The organism is Neptuniibacter sp. UBA6509, from assembly GCA_002435145.1.
GTDB lineage: Bacteria > Pseudomonadota > Gammaproteobacteria > Pseudomonadales > Balneatricaceae > Neptuniibacter.
This window is the reverse complement of sequence record DJLT01000023.1, coordinates 1-22,503: the sequence shown is the minus strand read 5'-3', so window position 1 is coordinate 22,503 and position 22,503 is coordinate 1. Positions and strand designations below refer to the sequence as shown.

At 42.2% G+C, this 22,503-nt stretch carries 23 protein-coding genes; 6 read left to right on the top strand and 17 right to left on the bottom strand.

All coding sequences use genetic code 11. The features are described from left to right. Window positions 1-5 precede the first annotated feature (5 nt). From B4K11_RS03230 to B4K11_RS03215, 4 genes are all read right to left on the bottom strand, one after another. Entirely contained in the window at window positions 6-974 is a 969-nt protein-coding gene (locus B4K11_RS03230) for an ABC transporter substrate-binding protein (RefSeq protein WP_292955001.1), read from the bottom strand. A 217-nt stretch (window positions 975-1,191) separates the two neighbouring features. Then, complete coding sequence (locus B4K11_RS03225; protein ID WP_292955003.1) at window positions 1,192-2,241, bottom strand: Glu/Leu/Phe/Val dehydrogenase family protein; 1,050 nt, start codon at window positions 2,239-2,241, stop codon at window positions 1,192-1,194. A 71-nt stretch (window positions 2,242-2,312) separates the two neighbouring features. Continuing rightward, window positions 2,313-3,509, bottom strand: a complete 1,197-nt coding sequence (locus tag B4K11_RS03220) for an amino acid aminotransferase (protein ID WP_292955005.1) — start codon at window positions 3,507-3,509, stop codon at window positions 2,313-2,315. Window positions 3,510-3,566: 57 nt separating this feature from the next. Then, a complete protein-coding gene (locus B4K11_RS03215) occupies window positions 3,567-7,055 on the bottom strand; it encodes an indolepyruvate ferredoxin oxidoreductase family protein (protein ID WP_292955007.1) in 3,489 nt (1,162 codons plus the stop codon). A 217-nt stretch (window positions 7,056-7,272) separates the two neighbouring features. Here B4K11_RS03215 and B4K11_RS03210 point away from each other — a divergent pair, with 217 nt between their 5' ends. Further along, window positions 7,273-7,755: an Lrp/AsnC family transcriptional regulator gene (locus B4K11_RS03210; RefSeq protein ID WP_292955009.1), complete on the top strand. Its 483-nt coding sequence runs from the start codon at window positions 7,273-7,275 to the stop codon at window positions 7,753-7,755. Between the two features lie 14 nt (window positions 7,756-7,769). On the opposite strand, the gene B4K11_RS03205 is transcribed toward B4K11_RS03210, so the two are convergent. Both B4K11_RS03205 and B4K11_RS03200 read right to left on the bottom strand, forming a co-directional pair. After that, the gene (locus B4K11_RS03205; protein WP_292955011.1) at window positions 7,770-8,195 is read right to left on the bottom strand and encodes a DUF1353 domain-containing protein; all 426 of its coding nucleotides are present in this window, start codon (window positions 8,193-8,195) and stop codon (window positions 7,770-7,772) included. A 209-nt stretch (window positions 8,196-8,404) separates the two neighbouring features. Next, the gene (locus tag B4K11_RS03200; RefSeq protein ID WP_292955013.1) at window positions 8,405-10,012 is read right to left on the bottom strand and encodes an NAD(P)/FAD-dependent oxidoreductase; all 1,608 of its coding nucleotides are present in this window, start codon (window positions 10,010-10,012) and stop codon (window positions 8,405-8,407) included. A gap of 248 nt (window positions 10,013-10,260) precedes the next feature. On the opposite strand from B4K11_RS03200, the gene B4K11_RS03195 reads away from it, so the two are divergent. After that, a complete protein-coding gene (locus B4K11_RS03195) occupies window positions 10,261-10,557 on the top strand; it encodes a DUF3144 domain-containing protein (protein WP_292955015.1) in 297 nt (98 codons plus the stop codon). A 97-nt stretch (window positions 10,558-10,654) separates the two neighbouring features. Here the strand turns inward: B4K11_RS03195 and B4K11_RS03190 are convergent, their stop codons facing one another. The 7 genes from B4K11_RS03190 to B4K11_RS03160 form a co-directional block, all read right to left on the bottom strand. Beyond that, entirely contained in the window at window positions 10,655-11,080 is a 426-nt protein-coding gene (locus tag B4K11_RS03190) for a DUF3010 family protein (RefSeq protein ID WP_292955016.1), read from the bottom strand. Between the two features lie 178 nt (window positions 11,081-11,258). Next, window positions 11,259-11,714, bottom strand: coding sequence for a GFA family protein (locus tag B4K11_RS03185; protein WP_292955017.1), 456 nt, complete (start codon window positions 11,712-11,714; stop codon window positions 11,259-11,261). 172 nt (window positions 11,715-11,886) lie between these two features. After that, window positions 11,887-12,681 (bottom strand): SDR family NAD(P)-dependent oxidoreductase, encoded by a 795-nt coding sequence (locus tag B4K11_RS03180; RefSeq protein WP_292955018.1) that lies wholly within the window; start codon window positions 12,679-12,681, stop codon window positions 11,887-11,889. 214 nt (window positions 12,682-12,895) lie between these two features. Continuing rightward, on the bottom strand, window positions 12,896-13,174 hold the full coding sequence (locus tag B4K11_RS03175; RefSeq protein ID WP_292955020.1) for a hypothetical protein: 279 nt from the start codon (window positions 13,172-13,174) through the stop codon (window positions 12,896-12,898). Window positions 13,175-13,362: 188 nt separating this feature from the next. Beyond that, a complete protein-coding gene (locus B4K11_RS03170) occupies window positions 13,363-15,402 on the bottom strand; it encodes a methyl-accepting chemotaxis protein (RefSeq protein WP_292955022.1) in 2,040 nt (679 codons plus the stop codon). Between the two features lie 227 nt (window positions 15,403-15,629). Beyond that, entirely contained in the window at window positions 15,630-16,844 is a 1,215-nt protein-coding gene (locus B4K11_RS03165; protein ID WP_292955024.1) for an MFS transporter, read from the bottom strand. Between the two features lie 230 nt (window positions 16,845-17,074). Beyond that, window positions 17,075-17,359 carry a nickel-binding protein gene (locus tag B4K11_RS03160; RefSeq protein ID WP_292955026.1) on the bottom strand — a complete coding sequence of 95 codons (285 nt, stop codon included), beginning with the start codon at window positions 17,357-17,359 and terminating at the stop codon, window positions 17,075-17,077. 137 nt (window positions 17,360-17,496) lie between these two features. On the opposite strand from B4K11_RS03160, the gene B4K11_RS03155 reads away from it, so the two are divergent. Beyond that, entirely contained in the window at window positions 17,497-18,180 is a 684-nt protein-coding gene (locus B4K11_RS03155; RefSeq protein WP_292955028.1) for a winged helix-turn-helix transcriptional regulator, read from the top strand. Between the two features lie 87 nt (window positions 18,181-18,267). On the opposite strand, the gene B4K11_RS03150 is transcribed toward B4K11_RS03155, so the two are convergent. From B4K11_RS03150 to B4K11_RS03140, 3 genes are all read right to left on the bottom strand, one after another. Then, window positions 18,268-18,399, bottom strand: a complete 132-nt coding sequence (locus B4K11_RS03150) for a hypothetical protein (protein ID WP_292955030.1) — start codon at window positions 18,397-18,399, stop codon at window positions 18,268-18,270. Window positions 18,400-18,697: 298 nt separating this feature from the next. Beyond that, window positions 18,698-18,943 (bottom strand): VF530 family protein, encoded by a 246-nt coding sequence (locus tag B4K11_RS03145; RefSeq protein WP_292955032.1) that lies wholly within the window; start codon window positions 18,941-18,943, stop codon window positions 18,698-18,700. Between the two features lie 76 nt (window positions 18,944-19,019). After that, window positions 19,020-19,259, bottom strand: coding sequence for a hypothetical protein (locus tag B4K11_RS03140; RefSeq protein ID WP_292955034.1), 240 nt, complete (start codon window positions 19,257-19,259; stop codon window positions 19,020-19,022). A 249-nt stretch (window positions 19,260-19,508) separates the two neighbouring features. Between B4K11_RS03140 and B4K11_RS03135 the strand changes: the two genes are divergently transcribed. The 3 genes from B4K11_RS03135 (at window position 19,509) to B4K11_RS03125 (ending at window position 22,045) form a co-directional block, all read left to right on the top strand. Next, window positions 19,509-20,555 carry a hypothetical protein gene (locus B4K11_RS03135; protein WP_292955036.1) on the top strand — a complete coding sequence of 349 codons (1,047 nt, stop codon included), beginning with the start codon at window positions 19,509-19,511 and terminating at the stop codon, window positions 20,553-20,555. A gap of 83 nt (window positions 20,556-20,638) precedes the next feature. Further along, window positions 20,639-21,106, top strand: a complete 468-nt coding sequence (locus B4K11_RS03130) for a chemotaxis protein CheX (RefSeq protein ID WP_292955038.1) — start codon at window positions 20,639-20,641, stop codon at window positions 21,104-21,106. A gap of 45 nt (window positions 21,107-21,151) precedes the next feature. Continuing rightward, on the top strand, window positions 21,152-22,045 hold the full coding sequence (locus B4K11_RS03125; protein WP_292955040.1) for a response regulator: 894 nt from the start codon (window positions 21,152-21,154) through the stop codon (window positions 22,043-22,045). A gap of 86 nt (window positions 22,046-22,131) precedes the next feature. Here the strand turns inward: B4K11_RS03125 and B4K11_RS03120 are convergent. Next, a partial coding sequence (locus B4K11_RS03120) for an energy transducer TonB (protein ID WP_292955042.1) occupies window positions 22,132-22,503 on the bottom strand: 372 nt, incomplete at its 5' end.

Here is a 22,503-nt window from a genome sequence, read left to right as displayed (position 1 = left end):
CGCGCTTACTGAACGACTTTTGTTGCGCGTTCTAAAACTGCAGCTGGGATCTCGACACCCATGCGAGCTGCCATTTTAGGATTCACATAAAGCTCAGAACCGTGAGCTACACGTACAGGGATATCGCCCACTTTTTCGCCTTTAAGGATGCGGACAACTACTTCACCCGTTTGACGACCGATATCACCGTAGTTAAAGCCCAATGAAGCAACCGCCCCACGTTCAACCGCATTTGTTTCAGCAGCAAAAACAGGGATACTACCGTCGATACCTGCTTTAACTACGGATTCCAGTGCAGTCAGTATTGTGTTGTCTGTAGGGCAATAGATCGCATCGACCTTACCAATCAGTTTCTGCGAAGCGATCATTACATCAGAAGATTTAGGTGACGGAGCTTCAACAATTTCGATAGCCATTTTGTCCGCTTCAATCTTAAGCAAGCGAACGATTGCTACAGCATTCGGCTCACCTGGATTGTATGGAACACCGACTTTCTTAACGCCTGGGATAAACTCTTTAATTAACTCAAGGTGCTGCTGTACAGGGGACATATCAGATAAGCCCGTTACGTTTGCGCCCGGCTTCTCGTAGTTTGTTACCAACTTTGCATCCAGGGGATCTGTCACGGCTGAAAATACAACTGGGATATCTTGAGTAGCACTTACCGCACTCTGTGCAGAAGGTGTTGAAATTGCGACGATTACGTCAGGCGCATCACCTACAATTTTGCGTGCAATTTGTGCCGCAATTGCTGGGTTACCTTGGGCGCTTTCGTAGGTGAATTTTAGGTCATCTTCTGCATAACCTTTTTCCGCCAATACTTCCTTAATGCCATCACGTACCGCATCCAACGCTGGATGCTCTACGATAGCAGTTGCTGCAACATATACAGGCTCAGCTTGAGCCGACATAGAAGCTGACATGGAAAGCGTTGCAGCAGTGACTGCGGCTGTTAAGAAATTACGTAGTTTCATATGTAACACTCCTGTGAGGGGCCCTTTATTATCGAGACCCCATAATTATTTTTATTTCAGTTGTGCGGTCTCTAACAAGACCTTTTAAATCATGCAGATAAGCCCATTTATTAACCTTATCTACGTCCGTAAAGCTGTGTTAAAACCTGAGTAAAACCACCGGTTGCGCAATACTCGATATCTAAAAGCGCAATGTTTTAAACTCAAGAATTAAGAGTTATGAATTAATCTTATCGAACTTAGCAATACGCTCAGACCCAATCTGATCTGCCGCATCACTCGTTGCGATAGCCAGGCGATCAGCCAAAGAGAAAACTTCATCTAAGGTTTCTGCAATCTCATCAACCTTGTCCCATACCCACTTTTCATCTGTCTTTTCTAGGTCATTAGCAACCGCTAAAAGACCACCACAGTTAGTGATGTAATCAGGTACGTAGAGCACGCCATTTCTGGCTAATGCAACACCGTGTGCAGGACGAGTTAATTGGTTATTAGCAGCACCCGCAACGATGCCAGCCTGAATTTCATTGATACTCTGGTCGTTGATCACCATGCCTAAGGCACATGGGCTGTATATATCAACGTCTTGAGCATGAATGATTGAAGGATCAACGATATCAATCCCAAATGTATCTTGAGCACGAGTAACAGATTCAGCATTGACTTCAGCTGCAACGACAGTTGCCCCACGCTCTTTAAGCAACTCAACAAGCTTGAAACCAACTTTGCCCAAGCCTTGTACGGCAACCGATTTACCTTCCAAGCTGTCGCTACCTGTACGATGCTTAACACCTGCACAGATTGACGTAAGAACACCGTAAGCAGTGACCAGATCAGGCGCTAGCGCTGCACGCCCGCCTAAGTAAGATGTACGTTCACCCATGATCTCGACATCAGCAGCGGTCAAACCCACATCAACGCCCGTTGATACTTTTCCACCTAGGCTTTCAACAAAATCACCCATGGCTAGAAAAGTTTCGCGACGGTTCATAGTTTCAGGGTTTGCGATCATTACGGATTTAGAACCACCGTAATCTAAGCCTGACATAACCGACTTATAAGTCATGCCACGAGACAAACGAAGCACATCAGTAAAAGCCTCATCTGCGCTCTGATAATTACGTAAACGGCACCCCCCTACTGCTGGTTTGCCATTCCAAGCGCGATGGACTGCGCTAATAGCTTTAAGTTCGGTCTTGTCGTCGTAATGTACATACACGTTGACGTGTCTATCGAACTCAGGATGATCAAATAAAACTGTATTCATTGTTTTCTACCGTTAATTATTTTTATTGGTGATACTTGTTTCTAGAGAAACGTTTTTTGTAAAAATATTTACTATTCTTGCAAAACAGCAGTTAAGGCTTTCACAAAGTAATCCATGCTTTTATCATTCAACCCTGCAATATTCATTCGGCTAGAATCGATCATGTAGATGCTGTACTCATCCCTTAAGCGCTGAACCTGTTCAGTCGTGATACCGAGAAAAGAGAACATGCCGAATTGTTGTTGAATAAAACTAAAATCACGTTCAATAGGTGAAGCTTCCATTTTCTTAACCAGTGCCTGACGAAGACCTTGAATACGCTGGCGCATTTCAGCCAATTCAACTTTCCAAACTCTCGTTAATTCAGCATCGGTTAAAATAGCTTCGACGATAGCGGCACCATGTGAAGGCGGCATGGAATAGTGGCTGCGGATACGGTTGAATAACTGACTACCCGCTACTTGGGTTTGGTCAGTTGTGTTACCAATAATGAAAAGTGTGCCCGTGCGTTCACGATACAAACCAAAGTTTTTAGAGCACGACGTTGCGACTAACATTTCTGGCATACGATGGGCCATCATACGGACGCCAAATGCGTCATCAGCCAAACCGGCACCTAAACCTTGATACGCCATATCAAGAAAAGGAATGAGTCCTTTACGCTCAATGAGATCCCCAACTGCTAACCACTGATCATGACTTAAATCAGCGCCGCTAGGGTTGTGACAGCAACCATGCAACAGTACAAAGTCACCTGCTGATGCTTCTTCTAACGCTGCCAGCATCGCATCAAATTGTATGGACTTGCTGTCATAGTCGTAATAAGGATATTCAACGATATCTAAACCAGCGCCACCAAGCAGTGGAATATGATTAGCCCAAGTAGGGTTACTTACCCAGACTTTACTCTCAGCGCTACACCCTTTTAGAAATTCAGCTCCCATACGTAGCGCACCGCAACCACCTGGTGTCTGTGCGGAAACTACACGCTGCTCGTTAAGTACTTTGTGCGACTCACCAAACACCAATTCAGCCATCAGCTGGTTGTATTTTGGTGATCCTGCCGGTGCGGTATAGCTTTTAGTAATTTCGGTCTCTATAAGCTTTCGCTCTGCACGCTGAACCGCTTGCATGATCGGCGTATGGCCTTCATCGTCCTTATAAACACCGATACCCAGATCTAACTTTTGTGGGTGTGTGTCCTGATGATAGCTTGCCATCATCGCCAAAATAGAATCTTGTGGTAGAGACTTAAGTTCTTCAAACATCACAACGCCCTAATCTTTTTATTCGCTATTTAACTCACTCAGTAACCGGTCAAAAGGTTAAGCACTTAACCTTTCAAACTCCGCTAATAACTGTGCTGACTTATCTTTAGACGCCGCTACAGCTTTCTCTTTTACTGGGCCAAACCCACGAATCTCTGCCGGAATTTGAGCTAACTCAATCGCTGTTCGATAGTTCGTTGAATTCAAATTTTCTGTAATACGGGTAATCAGTTGCTGATAATCATCGCGTAGCTGACGCTCTAATTTTCTATCCGAGTGATAGCCAAATAGATCCAACTTAGTGCCACGAAGACCACGCATTTTGGCAACCATACCTAGCCCTTTCAGCATCCAAGAACCAAACTGCATCTTCTTTGGACGACCTTGGCTATCAAGCTTACGAGCAAGCAGTGGAGGTGCCATGTGGAATTTAATGCGATAATCGCCTTCAAAGGTTTCTTCAACCTCTTTAAGGAAATCAGAGTCAGTGTATAAACGTGCTACTTCATACTCATCTTTGTATGCCATGAGCTTGAATAGCTGCTGCGCCACTTGCTGCGTTAAGGATTGAACATTTATTGTGAGACCTAACTCTGCCTTAGATACACGATCAACAAGCACGCGATAGTAAGCGGCATAGTCTTCATCTTGATACTTAGTCAGAAACGCTACATTTTTCTCTATAGTCTCTTCTAGGCTCAGTTCTGGTGCAGGCGTATGGCCACCAGCTGATTGCTCTACAAAACCAAGATCTACTGCAGCAATACGACCCCAGCTAAATGCTGTTTTGTTCTTTTCAATCGCTACACCGTTTAGCTCAATTGCTCGCTGGAGCGCATCCATAGAGACAGGAATCAAACCGTTCTGCCATGCGAAGCCCAGCATCATTACGTTTGAGAAAACAGTATCGCCAAGTAAGGCTTCAGCTAGTCGGTTAGCATCGATTGAATCAAGACGATCATCGCCCACCGCTTCGCCTAAAACACGCACTCTTCGTGTCGCTTTCATATCTGCGTCGCGATATAGCACGTTATCTGCTGTCGCCATTTCAGCTAGGTTAAGCACAGCGCGGCTGTGGTTATGACGCAATACACTTAAGGCTTTATCAGAGGTCGCTACGACCATGTCACAGGCGATCATTGCATCAGCTTGACCAGTTTCAATACGCACCTGGCGAATATCTGCCGGCTTAGGCGCCAATCGAACATAACTTAGAACGGTACCGCCCTTTTGAGCAAAACCCATGAAATCAAGTACGGTTGCACCTTTAGATTCTAAGTGGGCTGCCATGGTGATTAATGCACCCACAGTTACCACACCTGTGCCACCGACACCGCCCACTAACAAGTTGTAGCAATCGGTTAGCTCAGACACTTCAGGTTGAGCTAAAGCAGCCACTTTCTTTTTGAATGCCTCACCTATAGTGACACCTGCGCCTTTACGCAATTTTCCGCCTTCAATCGTGACGAAACTTGGGCAGAAACCCTGCACACAGGAGAAATCCTTATTACATGAAGACTGATCAATTCTACGTTTGCGCCCCTGTTCAGTTTCACGCGGAACCACTGAAAGACAGTTAGATTTCTCTGAACAATCACCACAACCTTCGCATACGTTATGGTTGATAAACGCACGACGCTGAGGGTCCGGAAAAAGACCGCGCTTACGGCGACGACGTTTCTCTGCTGCACAGGTCTGGTCATAGATAAGAACGGTGACACCCTGCAATTGACGTAGTTCAAGCTGAACCGTATCTAGCTCATCACGGTGATGGAACGTTGCGATAGATGGGAAGATACTTTTATCGCTAAATTTTTCAGGCTCATCACTTAAAATAGCGATGCGCTGAACACCTTCTGAGTAAACCTGATTAGCAATAGCAGGGACTGTAATAACACCGTCAACAGGCTGACCGCCGGTCATTGCAACAGCATCATTAAAGAGAATTTTATAGGTAATATTTGTGCCAGCCGCCAACGACTGACGGATAGCTAAAGAACCCGAGTGGAAATATGTGCCTTCACCTAGATTCTGAAAAACATGTTTGTTTTCTAAATAGCGCGACTTACTGATCCAGTTAACACCTTCGCCACCCATCTGAATAAGTGATTCAGTCTTACGATCCATCCAAGAGGCCATAAAGTGACAACCAATACCCGCTTGAGCACGGCTACCGTCAGGCACTTTGGTCGATGAATTATGTGGGCAACCCGAACAGAAGTAAGGTAAACGACGCACACCACCCGGATCACATGCCGTGCTTCCTCGCACTCCGATCTCAGCAAGCTTATCTCTAAAATCATCACCCAGGAGTTTGGTAATACGTTCGGCAACAAAGCGAGCCAACATGTTTGGACCTAGCTCGCCAACGTAAGGGATCAGTGGCTCACCATTTTCATCTTTCTTACCAACAACCGTGACATTAATCGTCTCGTCCGGTGCTGACATATATTCTTTAATCTGGCTTTCGATAATGCCGCGCTTTTCTTCAACAACAAGCACTTCTTGCTTACCGCGAACAAAATCCATGACGCCCGTACGCTCAAGTGGCCAAACCATACCCACTTTATAAATATCTAAACCAAGAGCACGTGCTTTTTCTTCATCTAGTCCTAATAGCTCCAATGCAGCCATAAGATCAAGATGAGCCTTGCCCGTTGTAACGATGCCAAAACGCGCATCTTCCAACTTATACAGACAGCGATCAATCGGATTTGCGCGTGCAAACGCTGCAACCGCTGCAAGTTTATGTTCTATACGTGTTTCTAGTTGCGGCCCTGGAAGATCAGGCCAACGATAGTGAAGAGCGCCTTCTGGCATCTCAAAGTCTTCAGGTGTTTTAAACGTAGGTAGTTCATCGATATTAACGGACGCGGCACTTTCTACTGTTTCAGATATCGCCTTAAATCCAGCCCATACCCCACTGTAGCGAGACATTGCAAAACCCCACAGGCCAAATTCAAAGTACTCTGAAATACTGGCAGGGTTAATAGTCGGCATAAACCATGACATAAACGCCACATCAGACTGATGAGGCATACTAGATGAAACGCAGCCATGGTCGTCTCCGGCTATGACAAGTACACCGCCATTTGGAGAACTTCCGTAAGTTGTACCATGCTTTAATGCATCTGCCGCACGGTCAACGCCTGGGCCTTTGCCGTACCAAATGCCGAACACACCATCTACATTCTTATCGCTATCCGTTTCAACCTGCTGAGTACCCAGCACCATAGTGGCACCCAGTTCTTCATTAATAGCGGGAACAAAATCGATACTGTGTTCTTGGAGAAGTTTCTTTGCTTGCCATAGGGCTTGATCATATCCGCCTAATGGTGAGCCACGATAACCACTGATAAAACCAGCAGTATTAAGATTATTTTTCTGATCCAACTGACGTTGCATCATAGGAAGGCGCACAAGTGCTTGGGTGCCGGTTAAAAATACGCGACCTTCTTTACGCTCATAACGGTCATTTAAAGAGTAATTATCCAGACCTGTCGTTTGGACAGCAGTCGTCTCTAAACCTTTCTTGTCATGGCTCATGCCATACACCTCAACAATGTGTTTCTTATTTTTATAGTCGCAGCCGGATTGCATTGATCTGTATCAATCCGCTTTGTTTAATGCGAAACAGTTTATGTGGTTTAGGACGAAAGGTGCTTTCTAATTGATAGCAAGAAAGTGACGCTATTGAATGATTCTTTACAGAACTGTAATATTTATGAAAGATTATTTACAAAAAAACAAAAAACGTGAATTTATGTCTGAATCCATTGATAGATACGATCGCCAAATCATCGCCACACTTCAAAAGGATGGGCGCATCTCTAACCAACAACTTGCTGATGAAGTTGGCTTATCGACTGCTGCATGTTGGCGCCGAGTCAAAGCACTGGATGAAAGCGGCGTACTCAAAAGGTACACCACCATCGTTGACCCAGAAGCGCTGGGGTATGATCTATGCGTATTGATCATGGTGACGCTTGTACGTCACCAAGTGAATTATTCTGAGGATTTCCAAAAGGCGATTAATGAATGCCCTGAGGTTCTTCAATGTTATGCCCTAACAGGTGATTATGATTACATGTTACGAGTGGTGATTGAAAACATGGCCGCTTACGATAAATTCCTAAACGAGAAGCTATTTGTAATACCCGGTATCAACCAAGCTAAATCTAACTTCGCATTGCGCGAAATTAAAAATGAAACAGCGATTCCTACCGGGTTAGAGAAGACAAGCTAAAAATAGCCCATCGTTTAAATCGAGGGTGCGACTGCTATTTCCTTTTTATTGCTAGGGTCTGAAGCAGGGTCACCAAAATACTTTAACCCTATATAGACCCACCATGCTCGCAATGCCCACATACCATCTTCTTTACACATCTGCTGCAAGAGACGGTCTGCACCATCGCGATCAATCTCATGATCTAACAACCGTTCTCGCATTAACTGATAGAGAGCGTCATGGACGATTGAACCACGCATGAAATTTGGAGTGTCAATCGTCGGACCAGAAGGCCCATCCCAAGCATAACCTTTCTTTAGGGTTAACTGGCCGGAGGTGGTGAGGCCAATAAAACCAGAGGGGGAAATTAAATCTGTAGTAGGCTTAAGCGGGATGTTAGTCGTGTATTCCTCGACAATCTGATATTTGTATCCCTTTTTATACGCTATGCAGTCCATAGATCTATCCTTTAAGCGATGAGTCATCCTTTTTAAGAGTTGCTACAAAGCCTTTACCCTCGACCCAATAGCAACTCCCATAAATTTATACTAGAACGACCTGTATAAAATTTCACCACTTAATTTGCGCATTGGGTGCCGAGCGTTTAAATAATCTCCAACGCTTAGGCACGTATACCCATTATTTATAAAGCTCTTTAACGAAGGGGCTACGACTCTGCCTCATTCATACTTAAAGCCATAGCTTCGGCAACTTTAATACCGTCTATAGCCGCAGACATAATACCACCAGCATAGCCAGCACCCTCTCCTGCCGGGTACAAACCTTGGGTATTAATACTCTGAAAATCTTTGCCACGTTTAATGCAGATCGGTGCAGAAGTTCGCGTTTCAACCCCCGTAAGCAGAGCATCATCAAGCGCAAAACCTTTAATCTTACGGTTAAACGCTGGAATAGCCTCTCGAATAGCTTCTACACAAAAATCCGGTAGCGCTTTAGAAAGGTCCGTTAATTTAATACCCGGCTTAAATGATGGCTCAACACTGCCAATCTCTTCCGAGGTAGTACCTTTAAGAAAGTCCCCTACTTTTTGTGCTGGAGCGTCATAGTTTTCACCCCCTAATAAGTAGGCCTTACTCTCTAGCTCACGTTGAAAATCGATTCCCGCTAGAGGATTACCCGGATAATCCGATGGATCAATACCAACAACAACCGCACTATTAGCATTACGCTCTGCACGGGAATACTGACTCATACCATTCGTAACTACACGCTTCTCTTCAGAGGTCGCCGCTACTACAGTGCCACCTGGACACATACAGAAACTGTAAACAGAACGACCATTCTTACAATGGTGTACCAATTTATAATCAGCCGCACCTAGAATAGGATGACCAGCATTCGGACCAAAGCGAGCTTTATCTATAGTTGATTGTTGATGCTCTATACGAAAACCAACGGAGAAAGGCTTAGCTTCGATATATACATTTTTATCAAACAACATTTGAAAGGTATCACGCGCACTGTGTCCTATCGCTAATGCCACATGCTTAGATTTAATAACCTCTCCATTCGAGAGCTTAACCGCAGTGATTTGACCTTCATCGATCTCAATATCATCCACACGCGCACTAAAGCGAATCTCACCACCTAACTCGATGATCTTAGCTCGCATCTTTTCAACCATAGAAACAAGACGGAAAGTACCTATGTGCGGCTTACTCACATACATGATCTCATCCGGTGCACCCGCTTCAACAAACTCTGTTAAAACTTTGCGGCCGTAATGCTTTGGATCTTTAACTTGGCTATAAAGCTTTCCGTCAGAGAAAGTACCCGCTCCACCCTCACCAAACTGAACATTAGACTCTGTATTTAAAATCTTTTTACGCCAGAAACCGAATGTATCTTTAGTACGTTCACGTACCTCTTTACCACGATCCAAAATAATCGGCTTATAACCCATCTGTGCCAGTACAAGGCCAGTAAGCAGACCGCATGGCCCAAAGCCAATCACGATCGGTCTCTCTTGTAGATCTGGCTTAGCTTCAGCTACAAAGTTATAGGTCATATCCGGTGTAGCTTTCACCAGCGGGTCAGAAGCGAACTGTTCTAACAAGGCTTCGTTCTCGGTTGTATCAACGTCTAATGTGTAGATCAGGATAATATTTGTCTTTTTCCGTGCGTCATATCCACGGCGATGTACATGGTGATCAAGCAGTTGATCACGTTTAATAGAAAGACGCTTTAAGATGGCATCAATTAGGGCCGATTCATCATGATCAAGAGGTAACTGAATATTCGTAAGACGTATCATTAAGAGTTCCAGAGAAACGAAGGTTACTTAGCTATAGTAAAGGGTGCATTTTACCTATTTATGCTCCCCATGTCCCTGACTCTTACTGAGCTACGCACACTATTATCCAATCAAAGATATCTGACACGTCTACCGATTAACTTTGGATCTATATAAATGATAGAAACCATAGAAAAGAAGAGGAAGAAAAAATAAATCAGCTTGATATACTCGGCTTAAGCATTCAAATGGAATAGGTAATAACTAGCATGATGAATAAAGACGCAGCGGTACAACTATATAAAATTGCTGATGAGTTTATTAACTTAGCTAACGATATGGTTACAGAACAAAACGCAGATCTACAAAACGTTGGATCCGCTCTACGCTATGCAGCTGCACGATTCACAGCGCATGAAACCGCTTACAACTCTAAGGATCTGGCGGCTGAGAAAGATGAAGCGATTAAATGGTTCTTAAATCAGTATTCTGAAATGCTGGAAGAGAATTTTGATCAGCATATTGCACACTATACAAAACTGGCTGAAGAAGCAGAAAGCCACTAAGGCGCAAGTTATAAACTTTCTGTTCAAACTATTCAGATCTGATGATTTCTCGTAGATCTGAATAGTTTATATCTTCTAGAAAATACTAAAACCGATCTTACCGAGACATGTGCGCAACATATGCCACTGTAAATGCGGCTTCTTGAAACCCTTTAAGTCCAGTTTCTGAAAACGCTATTGGCAGAGGCTTATCGGATAAAACTGATTTGATATGTGATGGCGATAGGATCTCCACCTCGATCTCATCAATCAGCTGAATTGCCGATTCAAGCTTAAAACTTACCGCACCACCCGCAAATTTACCTTTAGGCATACGCTCACGAATCACTACTTTGTCTACTTTGTAGTCTCTCATCAATTGAGCAAAAGCAAACTGGAATTTCTGTAGATCTTCACGTGAATGCCCCTTAGGCAACGACAATTTACGTGCACGACAATCCGGTATATTAAACTGCTGACCTTCTAATTGAACAATACTCAGTACGGCATCATTTGCCGTCAGATCAACACCACAAATCTTCATCTACATTCCTTCGCCGCTACAGTGCGACACATATCAATTCTTTTCCTGCACGCATTAAAATGACGCGCAATGAAATATCTTAAAAAAACGATCTATAGGATATCACTGACAGGATAAGGATGAGAGCAGATTCAAATAAAAAATATCGGTTATTATAGACCTATCCAAAGATTGCGAATTAGTCCATACCTTCTTGCCACAGTTCAACCAACTCTCTCATCTCAGGTTGAGTGTCATATTGCTTAATGCCATCATCTAACTTAACCCAAGGCTGAGCACTACTCATCCATAAATGAGCAACCGGTTTATACCAAGTAGTATCGTTAAAAGTTCCAGGTTTGATCGCACTAAACCCAGGTATAGCGTCAGATGAGAACCAAAGCGTTGTAGCGCATTTTTCACAAAAGTGCCTAACCACTTCCGTATCTTTATGTAAAAACCTAACTTCAGATGGCTTAACACTGCCTAACTCAAGCGCATCGAATGAAACGACCATCGAAAGCGTAAAAGCAGAGCCACTTAAAGTCTGACAGCGAGTGCAATGACAGCTATAACAAGTCAACGGTTCACCCACTAATGTGTACTCAACCGTCCCGCACTGACAACTGCCCTTATGCAATTTTTCTTGATTCAAATTAAAATCTCTAAACTGATTAAATAGTAATTAACCCAATGATATACCACAGCGTAATACATAGCCCCTGCGTCTAAGTTCCACAAGGACTGAACAGCTAATTCAAACAATAGAGACATTAGTGTTAACGGGGCTAAATACTCCGAACCCGAAAATTTAGCCCTGCTAATACCTACGGGCAGGTATACCCCCCATCAATGACAAGATCAGCCCCTGTCATAAACGAAGACTCATCCGACGCAAGAAAAACTGTTCCGTAAGCTATCTCTTTCGGTTTACCAAAACGCTTCATAGGCACCATATCGACTAATGGCTCCCAAGCCTCTTTCGGTACTGAACTCTCAAAGAGATTTGTATCAAACATGCCCGGACAAATAGAGTTTATACGAATATTATCTGCCACAAACTCCAATGACGCTGATTTAGTCATTAACCGTACGGCTCCTTTTGTACTCTGGTAAGCCGTAGAAGTACCTGCGCCAGCAATACCATAAATAGACGCAAAGTTAATAATCGAGCCCCCTCCATTTCGTTGCATAGCGGGTACAGCAGCTTTCATTCCTAATAAACAGCCGAGCTGGTTAACCGCCACGATTTCATGAAACTTCTCGGTTGTATGCTCTAATAACCCAGCGTGATAGTAGATACCTGCGTTATTCACCAGCACATCCAATTTACCGAAGGTTTTTTCAGTCGCTAACACCACTTCTTGCCATTGCTGCTCATCAGCCACATCCAAAGCGATCACTTCTGCTTTACCGCCGGATTGTCGGATCTCTTCAGCCGTTTTTTGCGCGTTATCCCACAAACCTGATGCAGGCAGCCCATCTGCAATCACTTTATCTTCCAATAGATTCGCCATCATCACAGAAGCCCCCTCTTCTGCCATCAGGCGCGCTTGGGCACTACCCAAACCGCCACCAGCTCCTGTTAAAAGAACCACTTTACCTGCAAGTCTACCCGCCATCTCTCTACTCCTTATAAACCATTTCAAATAAATTATGTTTACGAGTATGTAGCGTTAAGTGTGAGTGAACGAGGTAGAAGAGGTAGAAACGATGATCAAAATCGAGCAGTTTCAAAAAGACGGCTTTATATTTTATCTAGCAGGATTATGCGCTAAAGCTACAAAAGCTTGAGAAGAAACACTTCAAAGACATAAGGGGATATAAAGAGCAGCTTTACTGTTTGAACCAATAAAACAGACCTGAAATAGTAAAAAGAAGTACTAGATTTGCGAGGAGGAATTTTACAATACCCATTACCTCTTTCTTCCATCTAACCTTCATGACTACAGAATTAGGATGACCTACACCCGATAAAAGAGCAATAAAGACACAATAGTAAACAGTGTTTGCAAATGTAGCTACTAAGGAGCCTGTAAAACTAAACGAATAGGTCAGTGCTATCGATAAAACCAGTAACAGGGTTGGTAGAACAAAGGTAATAATGATTAACATAGCTTTTTAGGCCCAATACCTAGATTCTACTGCTAGATGTTAGTTTTTATACAAGGAAAAGCACTTGGCCATTAAGCGTGTAAAAACTTAATAGCAGCAAGTGCTCGCCATCTTAACAGATATAACCCATCTAGCTCATATCAATCTAACAGTGGGTATCAATCGAAAATAATATTGGAAAGAAATAATCACTCAAACTGCACAATCATCTGGTTAAGTTTACCGCTGATAACAACTAAGTTATCTGCATAGCGCTTATTATTAGCGGCTTCATCCAAACTGTTATTCGCCAAAACCGTATTCTTTGACATAACTTGTACAATTTGACCCGCTAAATGAGATTGCTCTTCCGTCGCCGAAGCAATCTGAGTACTCATTTCGCTCACACTTAAGTTCGCTTGTGCTATTTCATCGATGGCCTGCTCTGCCTCATTCGCAATGGCCATTGTAGTTTCGGTTTTCTGCATATAGGTTTTAGTACGTGCAACAACATCGTTTGTGGTTATATTAAGCTGGTTAGTCAGTTGCTTAATATCACTAGCAGCAACCGTCGTATTACCGGCTAAATTTCGAACTTCATCGGCAACAACAGCAAACCCTCGGCCCATATCTCCGGCTCTTGCGGCTTCGATAGATGCGTTAAGGGCTAGTAAGTTTGTTTGTTCAGCAAAATCCTCTATCACCATTAATGCTTTTTGAATAAGCTCGGTGTCTTTTTTGAGTGAAACCAATGCATCATTAGTCCCGGCCACATCATTAGACAGTTCAGAGATATTGCGACGGGTATCATTCATTAATTCAGTACCCCGCTGCGTCAGCTCATTGGCCTGATTCGTGTATTCACGTGTGCGCACAGCGTGTTCCGCTACATCCATAAATGAACTTTTTAATTGCTCCATCTGAAGCGCAGTGTTACGCGTACTAGACTGCTGTTCTGCGACAATGCTGCTGAGGTTTTGGGCACTCGTATTCATGTTTGATTCTAATTCACGCAATACACCCGTTTCACGTTTGATATTGGTGAGCAAATTAGAAAAATAATCTTTCAACGAATTAATAGATGTCCGTAATGTCGTAACTTCACTAATCTTACTGGGCATATCCATCTGAACTTTTAAATCCCCTTCAGAGAGTCTGCTCACATAGCCTGTAGCCCGGTGAAGTATTTGTGATAGTCGATACTTAATCATCGACATGCAGGCACCTGTCAGAATGATTAAAACAACACATACAGCCAGAAGCAGATAAACATCCATTAAAATCTGTTGATAATGCGCTTCTAGATTTTCTTCTAATGCATGGAGTGATTCTTCCAGTGCTTCAATCTGCTTAGCAGCGTCCAAATTGCCCTGCCTTTTCTGCTCCGTAAATTTAGCAATATTCTCGAGTTCTTTAGGGTAACGACCTGCTAAATTCCTTATTACGTTTAAAGTTTCATCACCTAGATCTTCGGCCACATCATTGGATTCTTCCTGTTCCCAGCCTAAAGCACTGGCAAGATCATCCTCTTCCTCTGCCGGTTTATATACACCTAAACGCGGAAGTGCGTATAACTTTTCGGCAGTACTTTTCATACCCTCTAAGTAAGTTTGTGCACTATTTAAAATACGGCTATCACCTTTCGCTGTGCTGTCCTGTCGGACATAAGTGATAGGCACTAAGTAGCCGAGGAATTCCGACGATAAATTCAGATACTGCTGTTTTAGCTCTATTGGCGCATCTTCAGCTTTTGCCACGTAATTCATTAACGCTGCAATCTCTGCGAAGAGTTCTCGTTCACTGTTTATCAGTAAAAATTCTGGGTTAGATAACTTCCCCGCTTCCCTTAAGTTATTCAACGCGTTGTCGCGGACACTAAGCATATGCTCAACTGCTGAAGCTTTAATATCTGAGGGTAAGAGCCTATTTTGTTGGGTTTGCGTAACGAGAGCATTAATATCATTTTTGATTTGACTAAGCAGTGTAGCGTTACCGGTGAAGAGGTACTCCTTGATAGGATCTTCAACCGCATTACGCGTATCAGCCTCGTACTTATAATAACTTCTACTGGTTTGGTAAGCCGTATTTAAACGATCTAACGACCATACAATTGATGTCGTCAATACAACTAGAATAAGAAAAAGGGTGAGTGAGGTTAGCTTAGTTAGTAAAGATATTTTCATGATCTGCTCTGCGCCTTCAATACAAGCTAGGACAAAGGATTTAGCCTTTGCGCAAGTAATATTCATTCTTGAATGGCGCTATTAAACTACCAGCAGATGACAATAACATGACAAAACACAGCAAAAAGTTGTAGTTCACAAAGCATAACTACACAACATATACCCATATCTCATCTCATAAGTTCGCCACTAGAAGCTTATAAATATGACTAGGAATTAAATGAGCACGGCGCTTTTTTTAGGAGTTATACTCTTAAATATCTGGATATCAAATCTCTTACATCTTTACAAAACTACGCTAACTGAGGTTCTAATTTTTTAGGAGTGATTGGCAAATGCACTACAGCTGCAAGTATGCCCAAGGCCGCGCTCAGTAATAAAGCCCAATGGTATGAACCAAACGAGTCAAAAATAAGACCTCCCCACCAGCTACCAAAAAACGCACCTATTTGATGACTAAACATGACGAAACCAAACAGTGATGCTAAATTTTTGGTGCCAAATATTTGAGCCACAGTCCCACTGGTTAAAGGCACAGTTGAAAGCCAAAGTACGCCCATAATAACGGAGAAGGTATAAAACAACTGAGAATTCATAGGTACAAAGACCAGAGCCATCAACAGGCAGCCTCTTAGCCAATAAATAAGTAGCAACAACCAAGGCTTATGCCAGCGATCACCTGCCCAACCGGCCGCTATTACGCCTACGACGTTGGCAAGACCAATCACAGCAAGGGAGTTGGATGCCATTTCCGGCGGTAACCCGCAATAACTCACTACGCCCGACATATGCACGGTTAACATTGCAATATGAAAGCCACATACAAAAAAACCAACATTCAACAATTGATAACTACGGTTTTGAAATGCATCACCTACAGCCTGCCAATTAAAGAGCGGTCCAGGTTTAACCGTTTCAACCTTCGGCTCTGCCTCACCGCTTTGATCACGCATGAACCAGCAAGCCAATATTATTAGCGCAAGAGAGGCACCAAACATCATAAAAACTTGCGACCAGTTCAGAAACGCATCGGTCTGCCCTAAAAGTACGGCATATACAAACTGCCCTAACGAGCCACCAGCGCTGGTAATTCCTAATGCAAAGGTGCGTTTATTAGCCGGAAAACGCCGACCTACTACCCCCAAAACGATCGGGAAGGTTGTCGCACCCACACCAATTCCGATAAACACGGCATTGGCCATGAAAAACCCCAAACTACTCTCTGTTAAAGCCGCCCAAAACATACCGGCCATAAAAACAACTGCGCCACCGAGCAAAATCTTTGCTGTTCCATAGCGTTCAGCCATCATCCCGGCAATAGGGGATACAGCTCCCCACAATAGATTTTGAACACCAAAACCCAAAGCTAGCTCAGAAGTAGGAATACTCAAATCAAGACTAATTTCGGGTAGAAGCAGTCCAGTAGTAAGACGAACCCCCATATTACAGCCCAAAATAAGAAAGGCTGCGGCAACAATCCACCAAGGGTTGAGACGTGAGCTATTCATCAACGGTGCATACCTGCATTTCCAGCTAGCGACTAAAAATTAATATATTCATCAATTTTAGCAGTCCACTTTAAGAGATAAAGATACAGATAGGAGAATTGAATACAGTGCAGATTAATAGACAACCAATGTAACGGCTTAATTACCGTTTTTTAAATGACGAGTACAGCTTACGAAAGCGCAGTAAAATTGAGGGCAACTATTTTACTGCGCTCCAAAAAGCTTCAGAATTAACTGTTAGCGGTAGATGGATCGATATGATTCTTCACTTCAGAAATAGTACTTGCTGGAAATCCACTTCTCTCTGAATGTTCGTGAATAAGATCTTCACTTGCGCAGCTATAAACACAAAACGTTTGATCGCCGGCCACGTAACTATGCTCCCAATTTATGTCCTTTTGTTCTGCTTGCATAGCAGAAAGCACTTCATTTGATTTTGCAGCGGCAGCACTGAGTGCAGCATCATCTGCTGAACCAATCTCAGGGATATCACGTTGAATAATGAACTTAGGCATTGGTAACGACTCCATATAATGTTTTTGTTGTTATCTAAATCAGTCATATTAAAAGTAAGTGCCTGGTAGAGATGCTCTGTAATCTGTAGCATTAAACTACATAAAATGTAGTTACCCTTAAATGATTGGAAACCTATATGCCCTATTTACAGTTTTGCCCGCTTGCTAAAGCCTCTGAACTGCTATGTGAAAAATGGACCTTACTCATCATCAGGGAGCTATTAATGGGTGGAAAACGCTTCTCTGATTTCCAGCGAGGCATGTCACATATCTCTCCAACCATGCTGACTAAGCGCCTGAATGAACTCACAGATAATGGCTTAGTTGTACGCAAGAAAATACCGGATCAGCGAGGTTATGAGTACTTCCTCACAGAATCAGGTAAAGAGCTCGCCCCCATCATCCAACAAATTGGAGAGTGGGGAATGCGCTGGACGCGTAATCAAATATCCGATGCCGAACTCGATATTGAGCTTCTAATGCTTTATTTAGAACGCAGCATAGATCCGAATAAACTACCTGGTGACAACACGACCCTGTGTTTCAATTTCAGTGATCTAGATAAAACACCCAAATGGTGGATTGTGGTTACTGATCAGCATATTGATGTATGTACAGTAGATCCGGGAAAAGAGGTCGATATCTGGTTTAATACCGACCTTCGGACGATGATAGAGATCTGGATGGGCGATCTTAGTTACAAAACAGCCATTCGAGATAAAAAATTACAGTTGATAGGCCCTTCAGATTTAACTAATCATGTGACACGATGGATGAGTAATAGCGCATTTTCAGAAATACCTGCTGCAAATCAGATATAACTGTTAAATCTATTACGCTGCTAAGTTTAAGTTAGATATACAGATCAGAGCTTCATCAGGAAAGTAAATGATGATCAGATGTATTTTTTAATATTCTTCATTTTCCGGTAAATGACTATTTAACGCATACCAACTAGCTTTCTGAGAAACCCAAATATGATTCTTTTCATGGGTTTCAGGATCATCATCTAAACAGCCTAGACGCAAAATAACATGCAAGGCACCATCTCTTTTAGCATAAATCTGTGAACCACAATTGGAACAAAAAAACGCTTCTTACCCGGGGAGGACTCAAACGAGCTCAACTGCTCAGCGCCCTGCAATTTAAAATCATGATCGGCTACTACAGCAACACTCGAAAAAGCGCTGCTGTGCGCTTTACGGCACGTCTCAAATGACAATGTACTATCTCACCAACATTCCGGGTAATGCAGTAATTCACACCGCCGCAGAGGCAACTTCCCTTAATCAATTTTAACTCCATAATATTAAGCTTAGCTTCAACTTCTAGGACAGCTTACTTAGAACGATTCCAAGGAGAGTTAGTTGCAAAAGTATCAATGTACAGGCCCTCAACTTTATCTCTAGCCCAAGGCGTTTTACGTAAGAATTTTAGGGAAGACTTAATCGAGGGGTTACTCTGGAAGCACCCAATATTAATTCGCTCAGCTAACCCATCCCAACCATAATGTTCCAATAACTTTTCAACTACAGTTTTAAGCGTCACACCATGCAACGGATTATTAGGCTGTTCTGCGTTCATATTAGTACAACACCCTCTTTTGAGTTTTTTTAACGAATGAGATCCTTAAAGTAAGCGAGATCATAACGAGACGGATCTATGCTGTATAGCAAAAGAGCTTCATAGACAAAAAGCTCCTTACACCTGAACACTCTCTTTTAGCTTGCTTATGTTTATACATACGCTGATCTGCCACCAAGAAACTCTCAGATTGGTTCGCTGCCTCTAAACTTGAAGCGATGCCAAAGCTCACACCAATATGCTCATACTGAGTTAAACGCAATCCCTCTTCAGCTTTCAGCAATATTGAATTAGACAAGTCTGGGACATCACTCATAACATGCTAATAATGTAGCAAACCTTAAGCTGCCTATGCTTATACAAATATCATTCGCCACCTACTCACGTAGTTGAGTGTTTATTCGTTAATATTTTCCGATAGACACTGTCATGCCTGTTATCGCTGCCTGTAACTTAAAGCGACCTATAATCCTGAAATGTTTAGGATTTATTAATAGATCTTTAGTTGATCAATTCACTATAAATTGTTATTTATGAATTATAGAAGTATTACCTAGAGGCAATTTTGAGCGAAACAGTTCTGAATATTATCTATATCGCCCTACCTTTATCCTTGATATTTTCATGGGCATTTTTTTTATATTTTTTCATTCAAAAAAAACACCACCAAGATAAATTATTAAAACTTCTAGCGCGCTCAAGATCACTTATTAATAAGCTAAAAGATGACCTCACCGACAGCCGTAAATTAATAAAACAATATGCCAATAACACTGAAGAAACCGCTGATGTCGCTATTGATATAATAGACAACGCTCTTAAGAAAGAGATCCCATTTGACGCATTAACAGAACTTAACACCTCCCAAGCAACCTTAATTCATCAATTAGATGCCCTTTCTGATTCATCTGGGAATGATGATAAAGAGAAGAAACAGCTAAAAATACATGTTGCCACCCTCAAAGCTCAAGCTCAGACAACTGAAACAATTTTAGAACGACTGAAAAGTGAAGCTGAGGCAAATCGCTACAAATTAGAGTATCTGGAAGAGAAACTCCATAAACAACGTCTCGAGTTAGATAAAATTGACGGATTAGAAGATAAAGAACGAAAAGCACGTGCCAGAAATCGAACTCTGATTAAGAAGGTCAAAGAGCAAGACACCCAATTGGAAGTTTATAAAACCCTAGAAACTAAGGTTGAATCATTACAAAAAATCAAGAACCACCTAGATTTAAAAATATCACAAAAAACTCACGAATTAGAAAAGCAGCAGCGAGTAATAGCAAAATTAAAACAGAAAAATTCAATCGATGAAACAGCTCCATCCTTACCGATTGAGCAAGAAACAAAAGGCATATGCAGCGAAAATGAAGGGCAAATTGATCAGTTACAGGAACAACTCAGCCTTCTAAATCTCAAACTTTCAGAGAGCACTAGTGCTCTTGAGCGAGCCAACAGAGAGAAAGACTTTATTGAAACTCAATTCTTAGATCTTATTGAGTCAATTGATAAAACAGACGATGTTAAGTCTGAATTAGTCAGAGTAAAAAAGGAGTATTCAATGCTTGAAGACCACTTTATTCGCATACAAGAAGAACTTGATAGATAAAGCATAACTGTAACCACTAGGGTTACACTCAGTAATATAACTTTTGTATTACTAAGACATTATAAATAACCGCAGAAGATATTATGAACCAAAAAGAACTATCTTTTATCATTAAATCAGCCTGGGATACTTATAGTGCAACGGATCTTGTACTCAACCCTCAAGAAGATAATAAAAATATTGGTCTGGATATAGATTACCTTTTTATTTCTTGTATTCAACCGGCCAACAAGAGTTTACTACTGGGAATAAACCGGATATTAGCCACTCAACTTGCAGCTAAAATGTTTGCTATCACTGAAAATGAAATAACAGAAGAGTACTTAATAGACGCAAGTTCAGAGATGCTTAATATTATTGCAGGTAATACAAAGAATACTTTTAATGAACAAGGAAGCGTAGGTATTCCACTACATATTGACCCATCTGTATTTATACAACATTATAAGCACTTACAGGCAGAGGACGTTATATTAGCTTCATCAAATAACAAGCCTATTTATATAGCCTTGTTTGATGGAGATCTGACAACAAAATTTGTTACGCATTAAATGAATAAAAATACCTAATAATAAATCTAATAAAAGGCTTAGATCGTGAGAATTCTTATTGTTGATGATAGCAAAGCAATGCAAGTTATTTTGCGGCGCGGCGTTGAAAAAATTGACTGTGATAGCATGGAAATTCAAGTGACAGATGATGGCCAAAAGGCCCTCGATATTATTCGTGTATGGCGACCAAGTCTTGTCCTATCTGATTGGCATATGCCAGAAATGACAGGTATTGAATTACTCAACGCTATCAATCGCGAAATGCTGGACATCAACGTAGGCTTTGTCACTACAGAAACCTCCTCAGAACGAGTAAAAGAAGCAAAAAATGCTGGGGCAAAGTTTATACTCAACAAGCCCTTTAATGATGATGCCCTTCATCAAACAGTCTTACCCTTTTTTACTGATAACACGGAACTTGATGAACACGAGGAAGCATTCTCCAATAACGGAAGTATTACACTTCCTTCAGTAGACATAATCACTAAAATTCTAAATATTGTTTCCAAGAACACTGTTAATGTAGAAATAGCCCCCTCTGCAACCTATGAAAGCTCTTGGTCGCCTTGTTTATTGGGACTATTTGCTGACACTGAAGAAAATAAGGTTAGAGCAATCTCAATTTTAACCCTCCCAGCCGCATGTATCCTTGGCGGTTCAATAGATGCACTACCGGCGTCTACTGTTCAAAGCTCTATTGATGACCGAACAATTCCTCAACCTATCCTCGATAATTGCGAGAAGTTACTCCGGGTTATTAGCGCCACAATCAAGGGCCAGAATAATAAAGGCGAGATGCAATTACGCAGTGTGAACTATGTTCCTAAAGTTTTTCCTAAAATTGAGAGTCTTTTTCAGAAACCTGAGTCCGAGAGGGTTGATTACGAAATATCAATTCCCGGATACGGCCAAGGTAGTTTAACGATTATAAAGTCCTAATTCCCAACTCGATAGTGACTTAATAATAGTTATGTTTTTAATAGATAAACGTGGCATGAGAATAGACGGACTGAAATAGCCAAATGTTATCTAGATAGTTTAAAAATGACGGGGACTTCCACCCAAGCAGACACCCCTTTGCCCTCTATAGATGCGGGCTCTATCTCCCACCCCCTAACTGCCTTTAAAGCCGCTTCATCCAGACTTTTAACACCGCTACTTTGGTGCACTTTCAACTCAAGATTACGGCCATCTGCACTCACAAGAACACGGACAATAACTTCACCTTCTTGCTTTTTACGTAAAGCCTTTCGAGGGTATTTAGGCTTTGCGGGAGTACTACGATAACTCGGGTGCTTGACCAACTTATTCAGAATTCCACCTGTAACCTGTGAAGCGATTGCCGCTGAAGCCACTTCAGTAAGCTGTGACTTAATAGGCTTTATATCCGGTTTTGG